This is a genomic window from Paenibacillus thiaminolyticus, assembly GCF_003591545.1.
Taxonomy (GTDB): domain Bacteria; phylum Bacillota; class Bacilli; order Paenibacillales; family Paenibacillaceae; genus Paenibacillus_B; species Paenibacillus_B thiaminolyticus_A.
This window is the reverse complement of record NZ_QYZD01000014.1, coordinates 74,928-93,983: the sequence shown is the minus strand read 5'-3', so window position 1 is coordinate 93,983 and position 19,056 is coordinate 74,928. Positions and strand designations below refer to the sequence as shown.

At 47.6% G+C, this 19,056-nt stretch carries 20 protein-coding genes and 3 pseudogenes; 16 read left to right on the top strand and 7 right to left on the bottom strand.

Going from position 1 to position 19,056, the window contains the following annotated elements; genetic code table 11:
• Positions 1–60: 60 nt before the first annotated feature.
• From sdaAA to DQX05_RS16355, 3 genes are all read right to left on the bottom strand, one after another.
• A complete protein-coding gene (sdaAA, locus tag DQX05_RS16365; protein WP_119794604.1) occupies positions 61–936 on the bottom strand; it encodes an L-serine ammonia-lyase, iron-sulfur-dependent, subunit alpha in 876 nt (291 codons plus the stop codon).
• Positions 921–1,628 (bottom strand): L-serine ammonia-lyase, iron-sulfur-dependent subunit beta, encoded by a 708-nt coding sequence (gene sdaAB / locus DQX05_RS16360; RefSeq protein WP_119794603.1) that lies wholly within the window; start codon positions 1,626–1,628, stop codon positions 921–923. The genes sdaAA and sdaAB overlap by 16 nt, the downstream gene beginning before the upstream one ends.
• A gap of 72 nt (positions 1,629–1,700) precedes the next feature.
• Positions 1,701–2,744: a PTS sugar transporter subunit IIC gene (locus DQX05_RS16355; RefSeq protein WP_119794602.1), complete on the bottom strand. Its 1,044-nt coding sequence runs from the start codon at positions 2,742–2,744 to the stop codon at positions 1,701–1,703.
• A 413-nt stretch (positions 2,745–3,157) separates the two neighbouring features.
• Here DQX05_RS16355 and DQX05_RS16350 point away from each other — a divergent pair, with 413 nt between their 5' ends.
• Positions 3,158–3,835 carry a helix-turn-helix transcriptional regulator gene (locus tag DQX05_RS16350; RefSeq protein WP_119794601.1) on the top strand — a complete coding sequence of 226 codons (678 nt, stop codon included), beginning with the start codon at positions 3,158–3,160 and terminating at the stop codon, positions 3,833–3,835.
• Between the two features lie 213 nt (positions 3,836–4,048).
• Positions 4,049–4,615, top strand: coding sequence for an RNA polymerase sigma factor (locus tag DQX05_RS16345; protein WP_259392046.1), 567 nt, complete (start codon positions 4,049–4,051; stop codon positions 4,613–4,615).
• 80 nt (positions 4,616–4,695) lie between these two features.
• Here the strand turns inward: DQX05_RS16345 and DQX05_RS16340 are convergent, their stop codons facing one another.
• The 3 genes from DQX05_RS16340 to DQX05_RS16325 all read right to left on the bottom strand — a co-directional run bounded on the left by DQX05_RS16340 (position 4,696) and on the right by DQX05_RS16325 (position 6,857).
• Positions 4,696–5,061 (bottom strand): SH3 domain-containing protein, encoded by a 366-nt coding sequence (locus tag DQX05_RS16340; protein WP_119794599.1) that lies wholly within the window; start codon positions 5,059–5,061, stop codon positions 4,696–4,698.
• Between the two features lie 127 nt (positions 5,062–5,188).
• Complete coding sequence (locus tag DQX05_RS16335) at positions 5,189–5,656, bottom strand: SH3 domain-containing protein (protein ID WP_259392045.1); 468 nt, start codon at positions 5,654–5,656, stop codon at positions 5,189–5,191.
• Between the two features lie 727 nt (positions 5,657–6,383).
• Positions 6,384–6,857 carry an SH3 domain-containing protein gene (locus DQX05_RS16325; protein ID WP_259392044.1) on the bottom strand — a complete coding sequence of 158 codons (474 nt, stop codon included), beginning with the start codon at positions 6,855–6,857 and terminating at the stop codon, positions 6,384–6,386.
• Positions 6,858–7,249: 392 nt separating this feature from the next.
• Here DQX05_RS16325 and DQX05_RS16320 point away from each other — a divergent pair, with 392 nt between their 5' ends.
• Entirely contained in the window at positions 7,250–7,627 is a 378-nt protein-coding gene (locus DQX05_RS16320) for a hypothetical protein (protein WP_119794597.1), read from the top strand.
• A gap of 131 nt (positions 7,628–7,758) precedes the next feature.
• Complete coding sequence (locus tag DQX05_RS33435) at positions 7,759–7,959, top strand: DUF7660 family protein (RefSeq protein ID WP_119794596.1); 201 nt, start codon at positions 7,759–7,761, stop codon at positions 7,957–7,959.
• Here DQX05_RS33435 and DQX05_RS16310 read toward each other — a convergent pair.
• A complete protein-coding gene (locus tag DQX05_RS16310) occupies positions 7,950–8,261 on the bottom strand; it encodes a hypothetical protein (RefSeq protein ID WP_119794595.1) in 312 nt (103 codons plus the stop codon). The genes DQX05_RS33435 and DQX05_RS16310 overlap by 10 nt on opposite strands.
• Positions 8,262–8,561: 300 nt before the next feature.
• Here DQX05_RS16310 and DQX05_RS31430 point away from each other — a divergent pair, with 300 nt between their 5' ends.
• From DQX05_RS31430 to DQX05_RS16250, 12 genes and pseudogenes are all read left to right on the top strand, one after another.
• Positions 8,562–8,855, top strand: coding sequence for a hypothetical protein (locus DQX05_RS31430; protein WP_220483183.1), 294 nt, complete (start codon positions 8,562–8,564; stop codon positions 8,853–8,855).
• 14 nt (positions 8,856–8,869) lie between these two features.
• Positions 8,870–9,319: a hypothetical protein gene (locus DQX05_RS16300; protein ID WP_119794594.1), complete on the top strand. Its 450-nt coding sequence runs from the start codon at positions 8,870–8,872 to the stop codon at positions 9,317–9,319.
• A gap of 150 nt (positions 9,320–9,469) precedes the next feature.
• Positions 9,470–9,721 (top strand): DUF7660 family protein, encoded by a 252-nt coding sequence (locus tag DQX05_RS16295; RefSeq protein WP_119794593.1) that lies wholly within the window; start codon positions 9,470–9,472, stop codon positions 9,719–9,721.
• Positions 9,722–9,871: 150 nt separating this feature from the next.
• Positions 9,872–10,735, top strand: a complete 864-nt coding sequence (locus DQX05_RS16290; protein WP_119794648.1) for a phosphotransferase family protein — start codon at positions 9,872–9,874, stop codon at positions 10,733–10,735.
• 229 nt (positions 10,736–10,964) lie between these two features.
• Positions 10,965–11,642 (top strand): response regulator transcription factor, encoded by a 678-nt coding sequence (locus DQX05_RS16285; protein WP_119794592.1) that lies wholly within the window; start codon positions 10,965–10,967, stop codon positions 11,640–11,642.
• Positions 11,639–13,467 (top strand): annotated as a pseudogene (locus DQX05_RS16280) (sensor histidine kinase). The gene DQX05_RS16285 and the pseudogene DQX05_RS16280 overlap by 4 nt, the downstream one beginning before the upstream one ends.
• 271 nt (positions 13,468–13,738) lie before the next feature.
• Positions 13,739–13,966: pseudogene (locus DQX05_RS16275) on the top strand (polysaccharide deacetylase family protein); the annotation flags it as partial.
• Positions 13,967–14,045: 79 nt separating this feature from the next.
• Positions 14,046–14,723: pseudogene (locus DQX05_RS16270) on the top strand (GDSL-type esterase/lipase family protein).
• A 35-nt stretch (positions 14,724–14,758) separates the two neighbouring features.
• The gene (locus DQX05_RS16265) at positions 14,759–16,165 is read left to right on the top strand and encodes an MBOAT family O-acyltransferase (protein ID WP_119794591.1); all 1,407 of its coding nucleotides are present in this window, start codon (positions 14,759–14,761) and stop codon (positions 16,163–16,165) included.
• 14 nt (positions 16,166–16,179) lie between these two features.
• Positions 16,180–17,331: a DHHW family protein gene (locus DQX05_RS16260; protein WP_119794590.1), complete on the top strand. Its 1,152-nt coding sequence runs from the start codon at positions 16,180–16,182 to the stop codon at positions 17,329–17,331.
• Positions 17,328–17,813 carry a DUF4358 domain-containing protein gene (locus DQX05_RS16255; RefSeq protein ID WP_119794589.1) on the top strand — a complete coding sequence of 162 codons (486 nt, stop codon included), beginning with the start codon at positions 17,328–17,330 and terminating at the stop codon, positions 17,811–17,813. Before DQX05_RS16260 ends, DQX05_RS16255 begins: the two co-directional genes overlap by 4 nt.
• Positions 17,814–18,433: 620 nt before the next feature.
• Complete coding sequence (locus DQX05_RS16250; RefSeq protein ID WP_119794588.1) at positions 18,434–18,997, top strand: S-layer homology domain-containing protein; 564 nt, start codon at positions 18,434–18,436, stop codon at positions 18,995–18,997.
• Positions 18,998–19,056 lie beyond the last annotated feature (59 nt).

Here is a 19,056-nt window from a genome sequence, read left to right as displayed (position 1 = left end):
AACTAAACGTTGAAAGTCCCCGGCGTCGTCGTTATTCCCCGGGGACTTTGGCATGTTCCGCTATTGACTGCCGCCAAGCACCATCGCTTCCAGCTTGCGGCCGGCAGGGGTGTTGGCCAGTCCTCCTTCCGCAGTCTCGCGAAGGGAGCTTGGCATGGAGAGGCCGACTTCATACATCGCCATGATGACCTCGTCGGGCGGTATCTTGCTCTTGATCCCGGCCAATGCCATATCCGCCGCTACAACCGCTGCGGAGGCGCCGACTCCGTTGCGCTTCACGCAAGGAACCTCCACCAGGCCAGCCACCGGATCGCATACTAATCCGAGCATGTTTTTCAGCGCAATCGCCATCGCTTCGGCTGACTGGCGCGGCGTTCCGCCCGCCATCTCGACAATCGCCGCCGCGGCCATTCCCGTAGCGGATCCGACCTCGGCTTGGCAGCCTCCCGCCGCGCCCGAGATGAAGGCATTATTGGCGATGACGAACCCGAATGCCCCCGCCGTGAACAGGAACTCTACCATCTGCTTCCGCGTAGGCTTCAGCTTCTCCTTGACCGCGAATAGCGTCCCCGGCACGACGCCTGCCGCTCCTGCGGTAGGGTTGGCGCAGATGATGCCCATGGCTGCGTTCACTTCATTGGTTGCGACCGCCTTGCTGACCGCATCGAGAATGAGGGGCCCGGCCAAGGAATGGCCCTCGGCAATGTAGCGCTGGAGCAGGACCGCATCTCCTCCGGTCAGACCGGAATGGGAGACGACCCCCTTCAGGCCTTTCTCGATCGCCTGCTCCATGACAGTCAGGTTGGCTTCCATCATGTGCATAATTTCTTCTTCCGATTGCTGTCGAATCTTCATTTCTCTTTCCAGCATGATACGCGATATGTTGATCTGTCTCTCTTCGGCAAGCTGGAGCAGCTCGGCTACGCTATGGAACATGGTCTGCCTCCTTCGGAGCTGGTGCGCTGATATGTCTTCACTTGCCATATCTCCTTAATATGGGGGAGCGTGTGCATATGATGGATGACCGCGTCGTCGATCGATTCGTCGAGCTCGATCGCCATCAAGGCGCTCTGTCCTTTGCCCCAACGGGATACTTCCATATATCCGATGTTGATATGATGCTCGGCGAGCAGCGATGTCACATGGGCCACGGCGCCGTGCTTATCCTCGTGCAGGACGAGCATCGTTGGATGGCTGCCGGACGGGTTGTCGTCCAGTTGGATGACTTCACGGATTTCCATGCTGCCGCCGCCAATCGAGACGCCGACGACCTCCAGCGCGCCACGCTTGTCCCGCAGGGTAAGACGTGCGGTATTGGGATGCTCCACGATGTCATCCGACAGCACGAACTGTACGTCCAGTCCTTGCTCCGCGGCGATGTCAAGGGCGTCAGGAATTCGCTCGTCAGCAGTGTCGAAGTCAAGAATTCCGCTTACGATGGCGACATCGGTTCCATGGCCACGGTAAGTTTTGGCGAACGATCCATACAGGGTGACCGTAACGGATTCGGGCAAGCGCCCGAACAGCTTGCGCGCTACGCGGCCGATGCGGTTGGCTCCGGCCGTATGCGAGCTGGACGGACCGATCATAATAGGGCCGATAATGTCAAAAACGGAGTGAAACGGCATGGTTCGATTCTCCTCTGCACAGATTTGTTGATGCTGCGTGACTACCCGTAAAAGACTTCATGTATCACTCGCTCAAGCCGCTTCGCTGCCGGTCGCGGGTGCGGTTCCGCGGATTTCGGCGACGGTGCGGATTTTGAAGTTCTTGAAGACGATAGAGCCGATGAAGCCAGCCACGATGCCGCACAGTGCGCACAGGACCGCTGCGATCGTGACGGTCTTGGCATCGTTGAAGCCATACATGACCATCAGTCCGGCAATCGGGGTCGCGGTGCCGGTCGCATTATTGGTCAGATTGAACAGAGCGACGACGATTCCGGCCATGGCCCCGCCCAGGAAATTGGTCACATAAACCGGAATCGGGTTGGCGGAGATGACGTCCGCCTGGGTTAACGGCTCGATAGCCACGGCAATCGTGGAGCTCCGGTCGCCGAACTTCATGCGGTGGAAGAACACAAAGTTCATGAAGGATGATCCCATGACAGACAAGGCTCCGATCGCCATCGGCAGCCCGGTCAGACCCAGCATCGCGGTTAGCGCCATAGAGCTCAACGGCGCAGTCGCGACGACGGTAATGACTCCGCCCAGGACGATGCCCATAATAATCGGATTATTGTTCGCCGCCGTCGTAATGATGCCGCCGATATTGAGCAGCGTGGCGTCGACGATCGGCGTCGCGATATTGGCTGCGAAGCGGACGAGCGGTGCGGCGACGATAATGCAGACGATGAGATCGAGACCGTCCGGAACCTTCTTCTCAATAAACTTGACGATGAACGAGACGAGGTAACCGGCGATAAACCCAGGGAGCAAGCCTGTGCCGGCACAGGCTGCGCCAAGCAGCAGCGCGTAGACGGGGGAGACGCCCATCGCGAGCGCGACCAGCGCGGCGGCGGCTACGCCGCCCATGCTGCCGGAAGCAAGCCCGACTTCCTTCGCGAGTTCGAAGCCGAACAAGTCTCCGCCTACATAGCTTTGGAACGCTTCCACCAAAAAGCTGGCAACCGCCGCATTGGCCAATGCGCCCATCGCCTTCATGCCGTTCGGCGCTTTGAAGCTGAAGAGGGAGAACAGGGACAATACCAGTAAGAGCAATAAGGTGCCGATTGCGATGTCCATACTTGATGATCCTCCTTGTGTGCACGTTAATTAGTAACCGCTTTCAAAATTTAAAATTTAATGCATTGTTTTAGGGACTCAATTAAGTTTGAGTTGATCTTGGATTTATTAATATAATCAAAAATAATTGAGTAGATTAACTGGAATTGATTATATCAAGTTTGTTTCGAACATACAATATCGCTTCTGATAGAGTTTGAAAATTTGCCGCAAGTTATGCGAAGCCGTCAATATTGTGGCCGATTTGGCCGGTGTATCGGGGGAACTTGGCCGAATCGGGGGATTGATTGTGCCTATCGTTCGCGTTATGATGTTACTAATCGTTAATGTAATTAACTTATTTTGATATAATCAAATTTTTTTGATTGACCGCAATGCTCAACTACAGGTTGCCCAAGGAAGGATTTGATTCCATGAACACAAGATTTACGGAACAGGATCGTTCTATATTGGAGTCGTATGATTCGGTGGTGGAAGGCTTGGCGGATTACTTGGGGAATGCCTCCGAAATCGTGCTGCATAGTCTGGAAGATTACCAGCATTCCGTTATCAAGATTGCGAACGGGCATCATACGGGAAGGGAATTGGGAGCGCCGATCACCAATCTGGCTCTTCAAATGCTGCAAGAGATCGAACAGTCCAACTCGAAGCAGGCAATCAGTTATTTTACGAGGAGCAAGAACAATCGTCTGATGAAGTCGAGTACGATCGCGATACGGGGCGAGTCCGGGAAAATTATCGGATTGCTGTGCATCAACATGAATCTGGATGAACCGTTTTCCCAGGTGCTGCAAGCCTTTGTGCCGCATCCGGATTTGGAATCGAGGGGGCAGTCGGAGCATTTTGCCTCATCCGTCGAGGATATGATTCATGAAACGATCGAACGGACGATTGAAGCGGTTGACGCTTCTCCCGATATCTCGTATGCGAACCGGAACAAGCATATTATCGGCCTCTTGTATGAGCGGGGCGTGTTCAACATGAGGGACGCGGTCACGATTGTGGCGAACGCGTTAAAGATTACGAAGCATACGGTATATTTGCATCTGCGCAATCATACGTCGAAAAGTGAAAAGAAGGATAGCAATTAAGTTGGAGGGGGAGAATTCTCCTGCCATGTATCCGGAGCTTCAGCGCGTTATGCTGAGGCTCTTTTTGTTTCTTTGATGGCCTCTACGCTCGATTAGGAATGTAAAATATTACCTTTACTTTCTGGTTAATAATACATATTATTTATTATAGTCATTATTAGCTTTAATTGGGTTTTATATAAATAAATAACAAGATTATATAGGGGGTGCACTGTGTTGAGGGAAAGATGCGAACGTGATGAGCTTTTTTTTCATGAATTATGTGATACCTATTTCAAGCCAATTTATAAATATTGCAGGAAATTGGCAAAATCGCAGGTGGAGCTTATCGACTTTGCCGATGAATGTACGCAAAATACCTTTTTGGAAGCGAGAAAGCAAATCTCCAAGCTGAAAAATCACCCGAATGTGGAAGGATGGCTATTCACTACGGCCAGGAATTTCGTGAATCTATCATTTCGAGCGATGTATCTCAAAAATAGGTATGAAGTAATCATGACGGATGATATTCATAACCAATTGGAATCGCGGAATAATGAAATCGATCAGCTTATTGAAAACGCTGTCGATGTGGATGAACTATATCACCAAGTGTTAATGAACTTGAGTACAAGCGAATATGAACTGTATACGGATTATTACATTCAGAAAATGTCAATTGTGGATCTGACTCGCAAATATGAGGTATCGGGTAATGCAATTACGACAAGAATTTACCGGATTAATAAAAAAATCAGGAGCATTGTTCAGACGCTTGTCGTGAGTCTCGATATTGGATAAGGCCCTGCAAATCCTCCAGCCGCAGCTGTTCGGGAAAAGTTCAATCGCAATGGGCAGCCCCATTGCGATTGAACATGGAATCATCCGATTTCGGTCAAATAATTGGTTGCAACCCAGCCCCAAGCATTATGTTTGTAGCTGTAGACATTGAGCCAGTAATAGCCGTCCGCGTAGACAGGATCAAAACCATGCCCTGCATTCACCATATCGCCCTTATATAGCAAGCCGAGCGTTGTCCCGGATAAGGAAGGATTGGTTCGCAATCTAACCCCATCTGCATTTACGTTATACGTGGCAGAGAAAAGGACAATTCCATTTTCGGATGTCACGGCTTGCTGCTGGTTATTCACATTGGCTGGAACTTTATGCTCCGCAGCATATGCTCCTTGAGTCATCACGACCGTGCTGGCGATCGCCAACGACAAGATTGCAGCTTTTTTGAACATTTGAATCACATCTCCTTTTTCGATAATGGTATGAAGGGGATAAGTCTCACTTATCCATGGAAATAAAAAGAGAACAAGCATCTCGTAGAATGAGATTAAGGGAACATAAAGTGTGCGATAAGTTGTTTTACATCCGGGTCAAATAATCCATTGCAACCCAGCCCGAAGCATTATGTTTTTTGCTGTAGACATGTTGCCAGTAATAGCCGTCTGCGTAAGTAATCCCATAATCCCCTGGTAGCACCACATCGCCCTTATATAGCAAGCCGAGCGTTGTCCCGGATAAGGAAGGACTGGTTCGCAATCTAACCCCATCTGCATTTACTTCATACCAGAGCTCGAAAAGGACCATTCCGTTGCCGGATGTCACGGCTTGTTGCTGATTGTTCACATTGGCTGGAACTTTATTCTCCGCAGCATAGGCTCCTTGAGTCATCACGACCGTGCTAGCAATCGCCAACGACAAGATTGCAGCTTTTTTGAACATTTGAATCACAACTCCTTTTTTGATAATGGTATGAAGGGGATAAGTCTCACTTGTCCATGGAAATAAAAAGAGAACAAGCAACTCGTAGAGTGAGATATAACCCTTCATCTATTACATTGCTTATAAACCTCTAAATTACATAAAATTTAAAAAATATTTTAATTAGTAAGATTAAGGGAACATAAATTCAGATAGAATATCCTTCCATGCTGTTACTGCATGAAAGATGAAGATGCGGGTTGGAGAATTATAAAAGCTTTTGGACTAGGCAATGAATAGAACATGAAGGAATGTGCATTTCCAATACGAGATGTGCGGTTCCTGAAGGAAAATGATAAAGGATTGAAAATGTAAGAGATGAAAAAGCTTTTCGAACTGGTAGATGAAGTGACAGATGAAAAATCCATTTGCACTTTATGAATGAGCTTAGAAAGGACAGGTCAAATCAATACAGATTGCAGGAAATTAGTAAAATCGCAGGTGGAGCTTATGGACTTTGCCGATGAATGTACGCAAAATACCTTTTTGGAGGCAAGAAAGCAAATCACTAAGCTGAAAAATTACCCGAATGTGGAGGGATGAGTACAAGCGAATACGAACTGTATATGGATTATTACATTCAGAAAATGTAAATTGCGGATCTGACTCGCAAATATGAGGTATCGGGTAATGCAATTACGACAAGAATCTACCGGATTAATAAAAAAATCAGGAGCTTTGTTCAGAATCTTGTCGTTAATCTTGACTTTTGAGAAAGTCCTGCACATCATCCCGCCGCAGCTGTTCGGGAAAAGTTCAATCGCAATGGACATCCCCATTGCGATTGAACATGGAATCATCCGATTTCGGTCAAATAATTGATTGCAACCCAGCCCGAAGCTTTATGTTTGTGGCTGTAGACACTGAGCCAGTAATAGCCGTCTGCGTATACAGGATCAAAACCATGCCCTGCTGCCACCAAATCGCCCTTATATAGCAAGCCGAGCGTTGTCCCGGATAAGGAAGGATTGGTTCGCAATCTAACCCCATCTGCATTTACTTCATACGAGGCAGCGAAAAGGACCATTCCGTTGCCGGATGTCACGGCTTGTTGCTGATTGTTCACATTGGCTGGAACTTTATTCTCCGCAGCATAGGCTCCTTGAGTCATCACGACCGTGCTAGCAATCGCTATCGACAAGATTGCAGCTTTTTTGAACATTTGAATCACATCTCCTTTTTCGATAATGGTATGAAGGGGATAAGTCTCACTAATCCATAGAAATAGAAAGAGAACAAGCATCTTGTAGAATGAGATATAACCCTTCATCTATTACATTGCTTATAAATCCCTAAATTACATAAAATTTGTGAACAATTTTCAAAATAAGGTATGAAATATGGCGAAGTTAGGCCCAAAGGTGGAAAATTGTCGTCATAGGTTCAAATCCTGGCGCCCGTACAATGCACGGATATCAAGGCCGATTTCTTGAATGCTGAGGCGCAGCTTCTGGTATTCCGGGTCTTCGGCTGCAGGTCAACACCAGGGTTGCAGGCAGCTGCATTTATCCGGTCAATACGAATTTGGATTAATAATACAGAATTTTATTCTTTTATTTGGTGAACATTAATATCGAAAACATCCATAAGGAAAGGTTGATGAATATGCTTTCTTTTCCCGTTCATGGTTCTAAGCACGATGTATTGGGAGAGCATAGAGCAATGGAGACAAGATTTACGATTTCAGCAAACGCAAGAATTGATGCTACTACAAAAACCTGGACTTCCGATCATTGGGAAGGATTTACTGGGTCTGTTGTTGTTCTTCTTACAGATGCTTCTGGTAACATCCTTCATGCGACTGATACCCACACGTATGATGTCAATGGTGTCTACATAGGGGATCCAAGTCGAGAAGACATTTGGAATGAGACAATTCCTGAAGACGCATTACAGAATATGGCAGGATATGCAGTTTGGCAGACAGATACTCCTAACATTATGATTACTCCTGACGCATTTAAAGAGTGGGCGGAGGCTATTGCACCAATAACAAAAGCTTTTGTATCTCAAGAAGAATTAGTGAGATCAAGGCACTAATCGGCTTATACAGCCCCTTTTAGTTGGGTTGGTTTCTCGCGGGTGTTGCTTCATCTCTAACTTCCTGAAGTAAACCCATACCTAGATACTGCGAAGGAAACGTTGAGGAGGAGTATAAAGAGTGCGATAAGTTGCTTTTACATCCATATACGCTTTATGATCAAAATAAACAAATCACGGAAGAGTGGGAGAATGAATCAATAGAAGCCTTTCTGGAAGCCGTCTATGAAGGGGGATTGACGTCAATTGACGGTCTAACGTACTTCAACAAACCCAATAATCCCTGGAAGAGGTGTGCTCAGATTCTGTATATGGGGAAGATTTATGAGTAGCCTCGAACGGGCCCCCTACACCTTCTATATTCCAAGTCCTTATTGGCCTCTTGTATGAGCGGGGCTTCGGTTGTCACGGCTTGTTGCTGATTGTTCACATTGGCTGGAACTTTATTTTCCGCAGCATAGGCTCCTTGAGTCATCACGACCGTGCTGGCAATCGCCAACGACAAGATTGCAGCTTTTTTGAACATTTGAATCACATCTCCTTTTTTGATAATGGTATGAGGGGGATAAGTCTCATTCATCCATAGTAATAGAAAGAGAACAAGCATCTCGTAGAATGAGATATAACCCTTCATCTATTACATTGCTTATAAATCCCTAATTTACATAAAATTTGTGGATGAATTTGAAAATAAGGGATTGATTATGGCGAGGTGCTGCTTTTATAGGGAGGTTTCGTGGGCTTCCATTGCACGAACTTTAGCCCCAACCATCTAGTTTCAGGCAGGTTCATTCAGAAGCTTCACCACGTCTTTCTACATAAAAGGGGATAGAATAAAATATATTAAAAATAATGGGAATATATTCTTTTTTTATCACTTGTTGTGTGGTATATTTGGGAAGGATTTAAAAAAATTGAATGAAAGGTGATGTTAATGTTTAAAAAAGTAATATCTTTGTGTTTGGTTTTTATTATGTTCTGTACTGGCTTATGTTTGGAAGTTGGTAATTTTAGTCCTTCTCAACATGGTAACTCCATCATTAGTGTTCAAGTTAAGAAAGCGGAGGCAAAGAGGTCTGGTCCGGTAGGAAAAGCTAATCGAAAAAAACAAGGGCGGGAAGTAAATGAAAAGAAAAAACAGGGAAATTGGCAAAGTAATCCTAACAAAAGTTCGGATCGTCCTATGAAAAAGCATACACCTAGTAAAAAGCATAAGGGCGGGAAATAGAGAGGACTTCGATTTTGAATAAAGAAAGAACCGGACTAAGAATACGCTCTGATAAAAACGTGGATGTCGTTTTAAAAAAAGCGTTTGTGCATTTTGCAAAGTGGCTGCGATGCCATTACAATTTCCCTAAAAGGGTGCCTGTTTATGTAAAAGAAAGTTATTATATTATAACTCACTGTTCTAAAGAGCAGGTCTCGGCTACGTTTTTTGCACCCTATGATAAACAGGATGAACCTTATATTCGAATTGCTACAGGCGATTTTTATGATTTGGAACAAGAACATGGACGTAGAGACGCTATTTTAATGACTTTAAAAAGTTTAGCTCATGAATTGCAGCATTATTACCAATGGTTAGATGATGAAGAGTTTCTCGAGGATGAAGCTGAAGAAGGTGCCAGAGAACTAATTATAGAGTACATAGAAGATAATTTCGAAGAGTTTTGGTCTTCGTTGAGTTGTTAAGCTATCCTTTAGGGTAGCTTTTTTTTATTAGCTTGGTGTGTGATTCCCAGCTTATAAAAGCTATTGGACCAGGTAATGAATAGAACATAAAGGATCTATTACGTGATTGCACTCTCTGCAGGAAAAGAATAAAGGATTGAAGGTGAAAAGATGAGAAAAATACTTTTCGAACTGGTAGATGAAGTGACAGATGAAAAGTCCTTTCTGCACTTTTTGAATGAATTAAGAAAAGACTGGACAAGCCATGAAGAAGAGTGGGAGAATGAGTCGATCGAAGCCTTTTTGGAAGCCGCCTATAAATGGGGTTGGACGTCCACCGAAGGTCTCTCTTATTATAACAAATCCGATAATCCCTGGAAGAGGTGTGCTCAGATTCTGTATATGGGGAAAATTTATGAGTAGCATCGAACTCTACAATAAATGTTGGCGGAACCGGAAGAGGACTATGCTTGCGAACGAATGTAGGTCGAAATTGCAAAATTGGATGGCGAATATTTTGAGAACGGATAAATTAACATAACGATGATAAGAACCTGGAAAGGAAGAAAGATGTTGACTAATCTCATTCGAGAGATTGATTGGCTGGAAATCAGCAGCGAGGTACGTTCACTGCTTGACCAAGGGGGCTCTTGCGTCACCATTCATCCCATGAAACCTGGCCTGGAAGCAGAGGTAACGAGAATCAGCATGGACGAGCTTCATTTTGTGCTCAAAGTATGGAATCGGGACTCTAAGCCCGATGTTCGTGTTCAGTATAAGCTGCTGGAAGCTCTTTATAATAGGGGGTTGCCCGTTTCCAAACCGTATGGTTGGGGGCTTGATCGAGACGAGAATTCTGTCTTATTAACCAGCTTCGACGGAAGTCCTATCAAGAAAGCAAATCAGTCTTTGTTTAAAGCGATTACAGAGATGCTAACTCGCGTACATAGAATTCCTCTCCAAGATATAGATGAATTCGCGCTTCCAAAGCATGATTTTATTTCTTATTTTTATCCCGGGATTGAAGAACATGTTGATCTACGGGATTTGCTTGTTCAACTCGTTGAATGTGCGGATATGAAGCAAGATTGCATGATTCATGGAGATTTTAATTTGGGGAATGTGTTGGAAGCGGAGGGGAAGTACACCATAATCGATTGGACAAACGGGCAGCTTGGTGACCCCAGATACGATATGGCCTGGTCAATGGTGTTGATGAAGATATATGGCGGCACGAGGCCAAGTTCCCATTTACTTTCTGCGATTCTAAAAGAAACTTCATATACAAGCGGGGAACTAGAACTGTTCGAGGCAATGGCTTGCTTGAGGTGGATTTTGCTTCACAGAATGGCTTTTCTGCCTACCCGAAAAGGCACGATTTCAAGAGTAAGGAGCTTATTGAAAGGGAATCGGCATTTAAATGAAGATTTACTTTGAAAGCAATTTATATAGTAATTTGGCCAACCTTTCAGTGCTCTCTCGTTCTCGTGGGTGTTCGGATTCATTCCTGCCATATTCTATGTTATAGCAGGAATTATGGCATTGGTAAGAATTTGTCTCCATTCCGCCAACATGTTAGGATATCCAATAATGTTATGTTCTCAAGCAAGGCTCCCCAGGCAAGCAATATGGGGGGCTCTGCTCCAAAAAGATGTGAGGTCATCATATGTCAAGAACGATTTTGATTGTGGAAGACGAGCCTATTTTACGGGAAATTATGAAGGATTATTTGCTGAATGAAGGCTATCAAGTGCTGGAGGCGAGTGACGGGAAGCAGGCGCTGTCGATATTTCATGAGCAGGAAGTGGATTTGATTTTTTTGGATATCATGCTGCCGGAGTTGGACGGATGGTCGGTGTGCCAGCGTATTCGCAAGGCGTCGAACGTTCCGATTATTATGCTGACGGCTCGCGCGGATGAGGACGATACGCTGCTCGGATTCGAGCTGGGCGCGGACGACTATGTAACGAAGCCGTACAGTCCGCCCATCTTGCTCGCCCGGGCGAAGCGGCTGCTGGAAAGCCGGCATGTCCGCGATCAGGAGGCCGGCACCTTATCCGGCGGCGGCATTACGGTTCATTACCCATCCCGAACAGTGACGATAGACGGGGCGAGCTGCAGCTTGACGTATACGGAATTTGAAATCTTAGCGTATCTGATGAAAAACAAAGGGCTCATCATCACGAGAGAGCAGCTGATTACTAAAATATGGGGCTATGATTTCGTCGGGGACGATCGCACGGTCAACAGTCATATTCGCAATCTGCGCTCCAAGCTGGGGGAACATGCGAAGTCCATTGTCACTGTCGTTCGATCAGGCTATAAATTCGAGGAACAGCCATGAAAAAGGGCATCGTATTCAAGCTGTTTCTATTAACGACCGCGCTCTGCCTGTTCATCCTTGCGATCGTTTTTGCGGGACAAACCCTATTTTTCAAACAAATGTATGTGCATCAAAAGGTGGCCAGTGTAAAGTCTGCTCTTGAAGCCTATGAACAGGAATACCTGAAGCATACTGGGAATGCCCAGGCAATGGTCAGGCTTGAACAAGATTTTTATCAGAAGCATGGCACCTGGATCGCGCCATTGGATGCGATGGGCAATCTGCTGTATACCGATGATTTTCAAATGGAGATCTTATTGGATCGGGTCGGCGGCAACTCCGGCTTAGGAGGCAGCACGCTTACCGTTCCGCTGTACACCGTCATGAAGGTCGAGGACTTCAGCAGCGACAATCCGTTTTTGGTTCCCTGGATTGAAGAGGGGGAACCGATTGCGTTGGAAGGCCTAATCATGAAGAATCAGCTCGTCGTGCAGCGGATGGGAAGGACGGTCTCCAATCTGAGGGAGGAGAACCGTCTGGAAAACCACCAGATGGTGAACAAGGAATACGAAGTCGTTCCCCGGTTCGAGAATCCAACGGAATATTTTGAAAAGTATCACTCTTTCCTTGAAAAGGGTACGATTACGGCTATCCGGACACCGGTAGGGGCGGGCGTCTCACGCTACAATACCATTTATTTCTGGACCGGATCAAAGCGTTTCAGGCGGATCTGCTGTACGGCGACTACGACAGCGGCGCGAATCCGAGTCAGATCATCGATTTTGAAGAAAACCATGTGACTTACAAAATCTTCGTGGACCGCATCGACGAGCGCAACGGAAAGGCCGCCTATCTGTTCGCGATGACGTCGCTGCAACCTGTGAACGAAGCTGCGGGGATGATGCAGGATTATTATGTGTACATCATCATCGCCACGCTGCTGCTTGTGCTGCTGGCCTCGTTCTATTTCTCCCGCCGCATCGCCCGGCCGCTGCTTCGCATGAACGAGACGACGCAAAAAATGGCCGGCCTGGACTTTTCTGAGAAAATTCCGGTCACGACCAAGGATGAGATCGGGGAGCTGTCCCGCAACATTAATGAGCTGTCCGCGCGGCTGCATTCCCATATCGCCCGGCTGGAGGAGGACATTGAGAAAGAAAAGCTGCTCGAAAATACACGCAAGGAATTTATATCCGGGGTATCGCATGAATTGAAAACGCCGCTGAGCGTTATTCAAAGCTGCCTGTCCATTCTGAAGGACGGGGTGGCTAGCCATAAGCGGGATTATTATTTTGCGGCGATGGAAGATGAAGTGCGACGGATGGATCTGCTGATCGCGGATATGCTGGAGCTGGCGAAATACGAGTCCGGGACGTACAAGCTGGATCTGGACTCGTTCGATATCGCTGCTGTCCTGGAGCGGATGTGCGCGAAATTCGCATCCGACATCGCGGGCAAGAAATTGGAGCTGCACACTCAGCTTCAGCCGTTCGAAGTGGTGGCCAATCAACGCCGGATCGAGCAAGTGATCGTCAATTTCCTAACGAATGCGATTCGCTACACGCCGGAACGGCAGGCCATTATCGTGTCGACCATGGAGGAGCGGGATACCGTACAAGTTTGCATCGAAAACAAAGGTGCCCATATTCCCGCTGAGCAGTTGGAGAAGATATGGGATCGTTTCTATCGCGGCGAGCCTTCCCGTCAACGCTCGACCGGTGGAACTGGACTTGGTCTGGCGATCTCCAAGAAGATCCTGGATCTGCACGGCGTGCCGTATGGCGTAACCAATACGGCAGAAGGCGTGATGTTCTATTTCCATGTGCATAAAAAAGGTAGTAGGTAGGGAGCGCAGAACTTCGGTTCTGCGCTTTTTTGTCGTGTTCAAGAGCCTCCGAGCCGGAGTACCGGCCTGTGTTTTATAAAGCAATCTTTATTTCATCTGCATTTTATCTTTATCTCTCTCTATTATTCTGTCTAGTGTGAGAGGGGATGGATGGAACATGACAGCACGAACAAACCTTGAACGAAGTACGAGGGAAGGAAGGTCGAGAAAGAAGAAACGAGGCCGATTCATCGCAGGACTGGCGGCCGTTTTGCTGCTCGTCTTTTGCTTCATTGACTCGAACGACTGGGACCTGAAGGATCACCCGGAGCAGATAGTCGAGAACATAAAAAAAGCGACGATTGACGATCTGGAAGTCGTGCTCATGCATGAGAAGCCGCAAACGCTGCAGGTTCTCCCGGAGATCATCGCCTTTTATCAACAAGGAGGGTACAGCTTCGGCGTGTATGATGATGCCAAGCATTTTCATCTGAATTTCCAAAAGGATCATCGCTTGTAAGGGGAACGGACGGAACCGCATGCCGGCTCCGTTCCGGACGCCATGCAAGACGACCTGAAATGAAGAAAGGGAGAGGAACATGACAAAAAGATTAATCTCTACATTGTTGATCGGGAGCATCGTATTCACCTTGGCCGCATGCGGTAAGGAGTCCAGCAGCCAACAACCGCAAGACCCGCCGCTTCAAGCGCAACAACAGGAAGGCGGATCTGCCAAGTCGACCGAGGCTTCGTATCCATCGATTTTTCAAGACAGCGTATTTCTGGGGGATTCGATTACCGAGGCGATGTCCTTCCATGATGTGCTCGATGAGGCGAATGTGTTGGCAGGCGCGGGCAAAACAGCCGAATTCGCGCTGGAGGATATCGACGAGTTGACGAGACGAAGCCCGAAACATATTTTTATTCAATAGGGGTCGGATGACATCCTATGGCCTACGGACGATCCGAAGGCCTACTCGTTGGCGCATTACGCCACCTTGATCGGCTCGATTAAGGAAAAGCTTCCGCAGGCCAAAATCACGCTCTTATCGGTAACCCCGGTTACGGCTGAGCAGGAGAAGGAAGAGTCCCGTTATAAAAATATAAGCGATTATAATCAAGGCTTGAAAGAGCTGGCTGATAAGGAGCAAGTCGGATTCGTCGATTTGTCTCCGATCGTTGCCGATCATTCTGATCTGTATGAGGAGGACGGCATCCATTTTCAAGCCGAGTTCTATCCGTTCATGCTGGATGCGCTGAAGGATGCAGTGAAATAACATGCCTATCGTTCGATTATGCGAGGTGACAGAACGTGGTTTTTAGCAGCCTCCTGTTTCTGTTCCTCTTTTTGCCGGCAACGATTCTGATTTACTATATATCGCCGAAGAGGCTTAGAAATGCGGTTCTTCTCGCCGCAAGCCTGATCTTCTATGCGTGGGGCGAGCCAATCTATATTTTCATCATGATCTTCTCGACCGTATTCGATTATGTTAACGGACTGTTGATCGAGAAGTACAGGCACCGCAAGCCCATCGCCAGAGCGGTCTTTATCGGCTCGATCGCCGGCAGCTTAGGCATTCTCTGCTTTTTCAAATATGCCGGATTTGTCATCGACACGATCAATCAACTATTCCATTTTCATATCCAGGCGGCCGATCTGCCGCTGCCGGTAGGCATATCCTTCTATACGTTCCAGACGATGTCTTATATCGTGGACGTCTACCGGGACAAAGTGCCCGTACAGAGGAATATAATCTCCTTCGGCGCTTATGTCACGATGTTCCCGCAGCTTGTCGCGGGACCGATCGTCAAGTATGGCGATATCGCGAGACAACTGGTCTCCCGAACGATGACGCTGGACCGGTTCGGCGAGGGGGCGGAATTATTCATCAGAGGACTTGCCAAAAAAGTGCTGCTGGCCAATCATATCGGCTTGCTGTGGACGAGCGTGAAGACGGCGCCGGCAGAAGAGCTAAGCGTATTGTCGGCTTGGCTTGGCATTATAGCCTTTACCTTCCAGATCTATTTCGATTTTCGCGGATATTCGGATATGGCGCGCGGACTTGGGAAGATGTTCGGGTTCGATTTTGTGGAAAACTTCAATTATCCCTATATATCGAAAAGCGTTACGGAGTTCTGGCGCAGGTGGCATATTTCATTGGGCGCCTGGTTCCGCGAATATATCTATATTCCGCTCGGCGGCAACCGGTCTGGTCTGCTGATCCAGTTCCGCAATCTGTTCGCCGTCTGGCTCGCCACCGGCTTGTGGCACGGAGCGAGCTGGAACTTTATTCTGTGGGGCTTGTATTTCGGTGTTTTCGTTACGGCCGAGAAGCTGTTCCTGTTGAAATGGCTGCAGCGCAGTCCTCGCGTCGTTGGACATGTCTATACGCTTCTGATTGTGATCATCGGCTGGGTCTTGTTCGAATACGAAAATCTGGGTTCCGTCACGGAATTCATCGGGGCGATGTTCGGGTACGGCACGCATGGATTGGTCGACCGTCAAGCACTCTATGATCTGTCTGCGAATGTTGTCTTGATGCTCGTGTTGACGTTGTGCGCGACGCCGCTTCCCCGGAAGGCGTTATCGTTCTTCAGGGAAAAAGGGAAGATGGCAGGAGCTATCCTCGTTCCGGCGATGTATTTTCTGTTCCTGTTGCTGTCGACGGCCTATCTGGTCACGGAAACGTACAACCCATTCCTATATTTTCGCTTTTGAAGGAGGCGGCGCCGATGAACAGATACGATAAAATCTATAAATATGTAATGGCCGTACTGCTGCTCCTCTTTATAGGCGCGCTCGCCGTGCTGAATCTTCTGACGGCGGAACATGAATTTTCGGAAGCGGAAAATCGGGTGTTGGAGAAGTGGCCTGACTTTACGCTGCAGTCGCTGGCGGCGGGAAAATTTACGTCCAGCTACGAGAAGTATGTGTCCGATCACTTCGTCTTCCGTGATGCCTGGATCGGAGTGAAAACCGATGCGGATCGGGCGATGGGGAAAAAGGAGAGCAACGGGGTGTATTTGGGTAAGGACGGCTTCCTTATTCAACGCTTCAACCCGCCGGAAGACAGGGATGTGGAGGATAAGATGCAGGCCATTCGTGCGTTCGACCATGCCACTCCCGGCGTTCGCAAATATATGATGCTCGTGCCTACTGCTGCCATGGTGCTTCAGGATAAGCTCCCGGCGTATGCCGCAGCGGGAGACGAAGCGCCTTATGTGGACAAGGTCCGGCAGAAGCTTCCTGGCACTATTCGCTTCGTCGATGTGCATCCCGCGCTGTCTGCAGAACGGGAACAGCCTATTTTTTACCGAACCGATCATCATTGGACCACGACCGGCGCCTATTACGCCTATCGGGAGCTGTGCATGCACATGGGGCTCATCCCGCTGGAGAAGGAAGATTTTCGCATTCAGCAAGTAACGGATCAATTTTACGGCTCGCTCTATTCGAAGAGCGGATTCCGGCATATCCGGCCGGACCGGATCGAGCTCTATCTGCCGAAGAAGGAAGCGAGCTATAAGGTGGAGTACGTCGATGAACAGCGAACGGCGGATTCCTTGTACGAGATGGGCAATCTCGCACAGAAGGACAAGTATACAGTGTTTTTTAACGGCAATCATGCGCTTATTAAAATCACGACGGCCCACCCGGAGGGAAAGAGGAAGCTGATGGTGGTCAAAGATTCGTACGCCAATAGCTTGCTGCCCTTCTTAACGGAGCATTTTAGCGAAATTTATGTCGTCGATCTCCGGTATTACGGGGAAGACTTGGCGGCGCTCGTGCGGCAGCACGGTATCCGTGACATGCTGCTGCTCTATAATGTCAATACGTTCTTTGAAGATCCATCTATTCAGAATCTATCGGAGTTGATCGAATGAAACCATATAGACAAGGGGTTTGGAAGTCTTTCGCCTTTTTCATGATGTTAGCCGTTGTCATTGGCGCATTGGCCGGATGTTCCAGCCAGCAAGCCGGGGAGAAGCTCTCGGCGGCGGTGGGGGAGCGAATCCAACGGGCGGTGAACCTGGATGAGATGAAGCAGGGGGATATCAAGAAACTGGCCAAGCTGTATCATATCGAGGCCGATGAAGTGGAGGATTTTATGCTCTATACGGCTGCGTCGAATGTGAAGGCGGACGAATTGGCGATCATCAAAGTAAAAGATGCGGATCAAGCCGAACGCGTCAAACAAAACATATTGCAGAGAATCGATGCCCAGACGGTAAAGTTTAAAGACTATCGTCCGGTCGAGCACTTTCTCATCGAAAAGCATGTGCTGAAAACGAAAGGCCGCTTTGTCTTTTTCGCGGTCTCTAAGGGGGCGGCTCAAATGGAAGCCGCGTTTGATAGTGCGTGGTAGCTCGGCGTGAAGCCTCAGTTAGTTCTATACAGTGGTGAGTCCAAAAAAGCGGAAGTTCAGCAGAGCTTTCGCTTTCGCATGCCGTGATCTTAACTATAATATCATTATAAGCGGCTCAATATTTCAGGACGAGCAAATATGGCAAAGGACAATAACGACACCAAGTAAAGGCGAAATGAAAAAAGTGCAATGTTTGGAGAGTCTTATGTGATGAAGTACAAAGATTGGATTCTGTTTGACGCAGGCGCCCAAGGAGATTTAGGAATTTGGGCTTTAGTGAGATAGCGCAGCAAGAAGAGCAGTCTAGTTGCATATGGAGAATGGGGCTTTCACTCCAGCCTAGTCTACTGCGCAAACAAGGTACTCCCTGAGAGCGAACTGAACGAATTATTGGAGCGCTCCCTAACATATGATGGTTAAATCAATGATGAGAGGTGAAAAAATGCTAATCGCTCTTGTGTAAAGGGCTGAGCCTGGCTGAGACCGTTACTTCTCGAAGCGGGGCTGGCGGTCGGTCTAAACGGGAAATCGGGTTCTTTAGTTCGTAAATAGGATGGACGTTATGAACGAATGCCGTGGAATTTCAAAGATGTCATTTTTCCGAGGAAGGAGTCGTGAAAATGAATAAAAACATGCTTAAAGGCGTAGGGATTGGTGTCTTTGCAGCCGTACTCATTCATGCGTCAGGCATGGTTGAAGCAAGCGGGCAAGCATTAAAAGGTTATTTTAAAGACCGCGGCTGGTGGTCTGAACATGCGGAATGGGCCAAGGATAACGGGTTGATGAGCGGCATTTCCGACAACCGGTTCGGCGGCGACGAGCCTCTGACCCGCGGAGAAATGGCAACCATTCTCCGAAATTTGTCGTATCGCGGATTATTAGGCACAGCATCGGACAAGAAGACGGAACCTAAGTTCGGAACTGATTTTTATCAAAAGCAGCCCATGAATTTGCCTCTTTCCAAAGATCAGGTCAAAGAAATTTGGGGAAGCAAGTACGCTGAAGTAAGAGATGCTGCGGCTGGCGATTTGATTTTATGGCGTTATGACATCGGGGCAAAAGACCACTATAAATTTGAAGCGGATAATGACTCCATTGATATGGAAGTGAAACGTTATTGTATTACTAAAAATCTTTGTGCCCCATCCGATAACATTAACATCAAAGTTGTCGCCATTGTTTAAACCTTTGGTTTAATAAGCATACATACCATTATCTTACACACAAATATCTCTCCATGTGA

Excerpts from the sequence above, each read along its gene's own strand:
- sdaAA (WP_119794604.1), bottom strand. The coding sequence starts at position 936 with ATGTTCCATAGCGTAGCCGAGCTGCTCCAGCTTGCCGAAGAGAGACAG.
- sdaAB (WP_119794603.1), bottom strand. The coding sequence starts at position 1,628 with ATGCCGTTTCACTCCGTTTTTGACATTATCGGCCCTATTATGATCGGT.
- DQX05_RS16355 (WP_119794602.1), bottom strand. The coding sequence starts at position 2,744 with ATGGACATCGCAATCGGCACCTTATTGCTCTTACTGGTATTGTCCCTG.
- DQX05_RS16350 (WP_119794601.1), top strand. The coding sequence starts at position 3,158 with ATGAACACAAGATTTACGGAACAGGATCGTTCTATATTGGAGTCGTAT.
- DQX05_RS16340 (WP_119794599.1), bottom strand. The coding sequence starts at position 5,061 with ATGTTCAAAAAAGCTGCAATCTTGTCGTTGGCGATCGCCAGCACGGTC.
- DQX05_RS16335 (WP_259392045.1), bottom strand. The coding sequence starts at position 5,656 with ATGAAGGGTTATATCTCACTCTACGAGTTGCTTGTTCTCTTTTTATTT.
- DQX05_RS16325 (WP_259392044.1), bottom strand. The coding sequence starts at position 6,857 with ATGAAGGGTTATATCTCATTCTACAAGATGCTTGTTCTCTTTCTATTT.
- DQX05_RS16320 (WP_119794597.1), top strand. The coding sequence starts at position 7,250 with ATGGAGACAAGATTTACGATTTCAGCAAACGCAAGAATTGATGCTACT.
- DQX05_RS16310 (WP_119794595.1), bottom strand. The coding sequence starts at position 8,261 with ATGAAGGGTTATATCTCATTCTACGAGATGCTTGTTCTCTTTCTATTA.
- DQX05_RS31430 (WP_220483183.1), top strand. The coding sequence starts at position 8,562 with ATGTTTAAAAAAGTAATATCTTTGTGTTTGGTTTTTATTATGTTCTGT.
- DQX05_RS16295 (WP_119794593.1), top strand. The coding sequence starts at position 9,470 with ATGAGAAAAATACTTTTCGAACTGGTAGATGAAGTGACAGATGAAAAG.
- DQX05_RS16285 (WP_119794592.1), top strand. The coding sequence starts at position 10,965 with ATGTCAAGAACGATTTTGATTGTGGAAGACGAGCCTATTTTACGGGAA.
- DQX05_RS16260 (WP_119794590.1), top strand. The coding sequence starts at position 16,180 with ATGAACAGATACGATAAAATCTATAAATATGTAATGGCCGTACTGCTG.
- DQX05_RS16255 (WP_119794589.1), top strand. The coding sequence starts at position 17,328 with ATGAAACCATATAGACAAGGGGTTTGGAAGTCTTTCGCCTTTTTCATG.
- DQX05_RS16250 (WP_119794588.1), top strand. The coding sequence starts at position 18,434 with ATGAATAAAAACATGCTTAAAGGCGTAGGGATTGGTGTCTTTGCAGCC.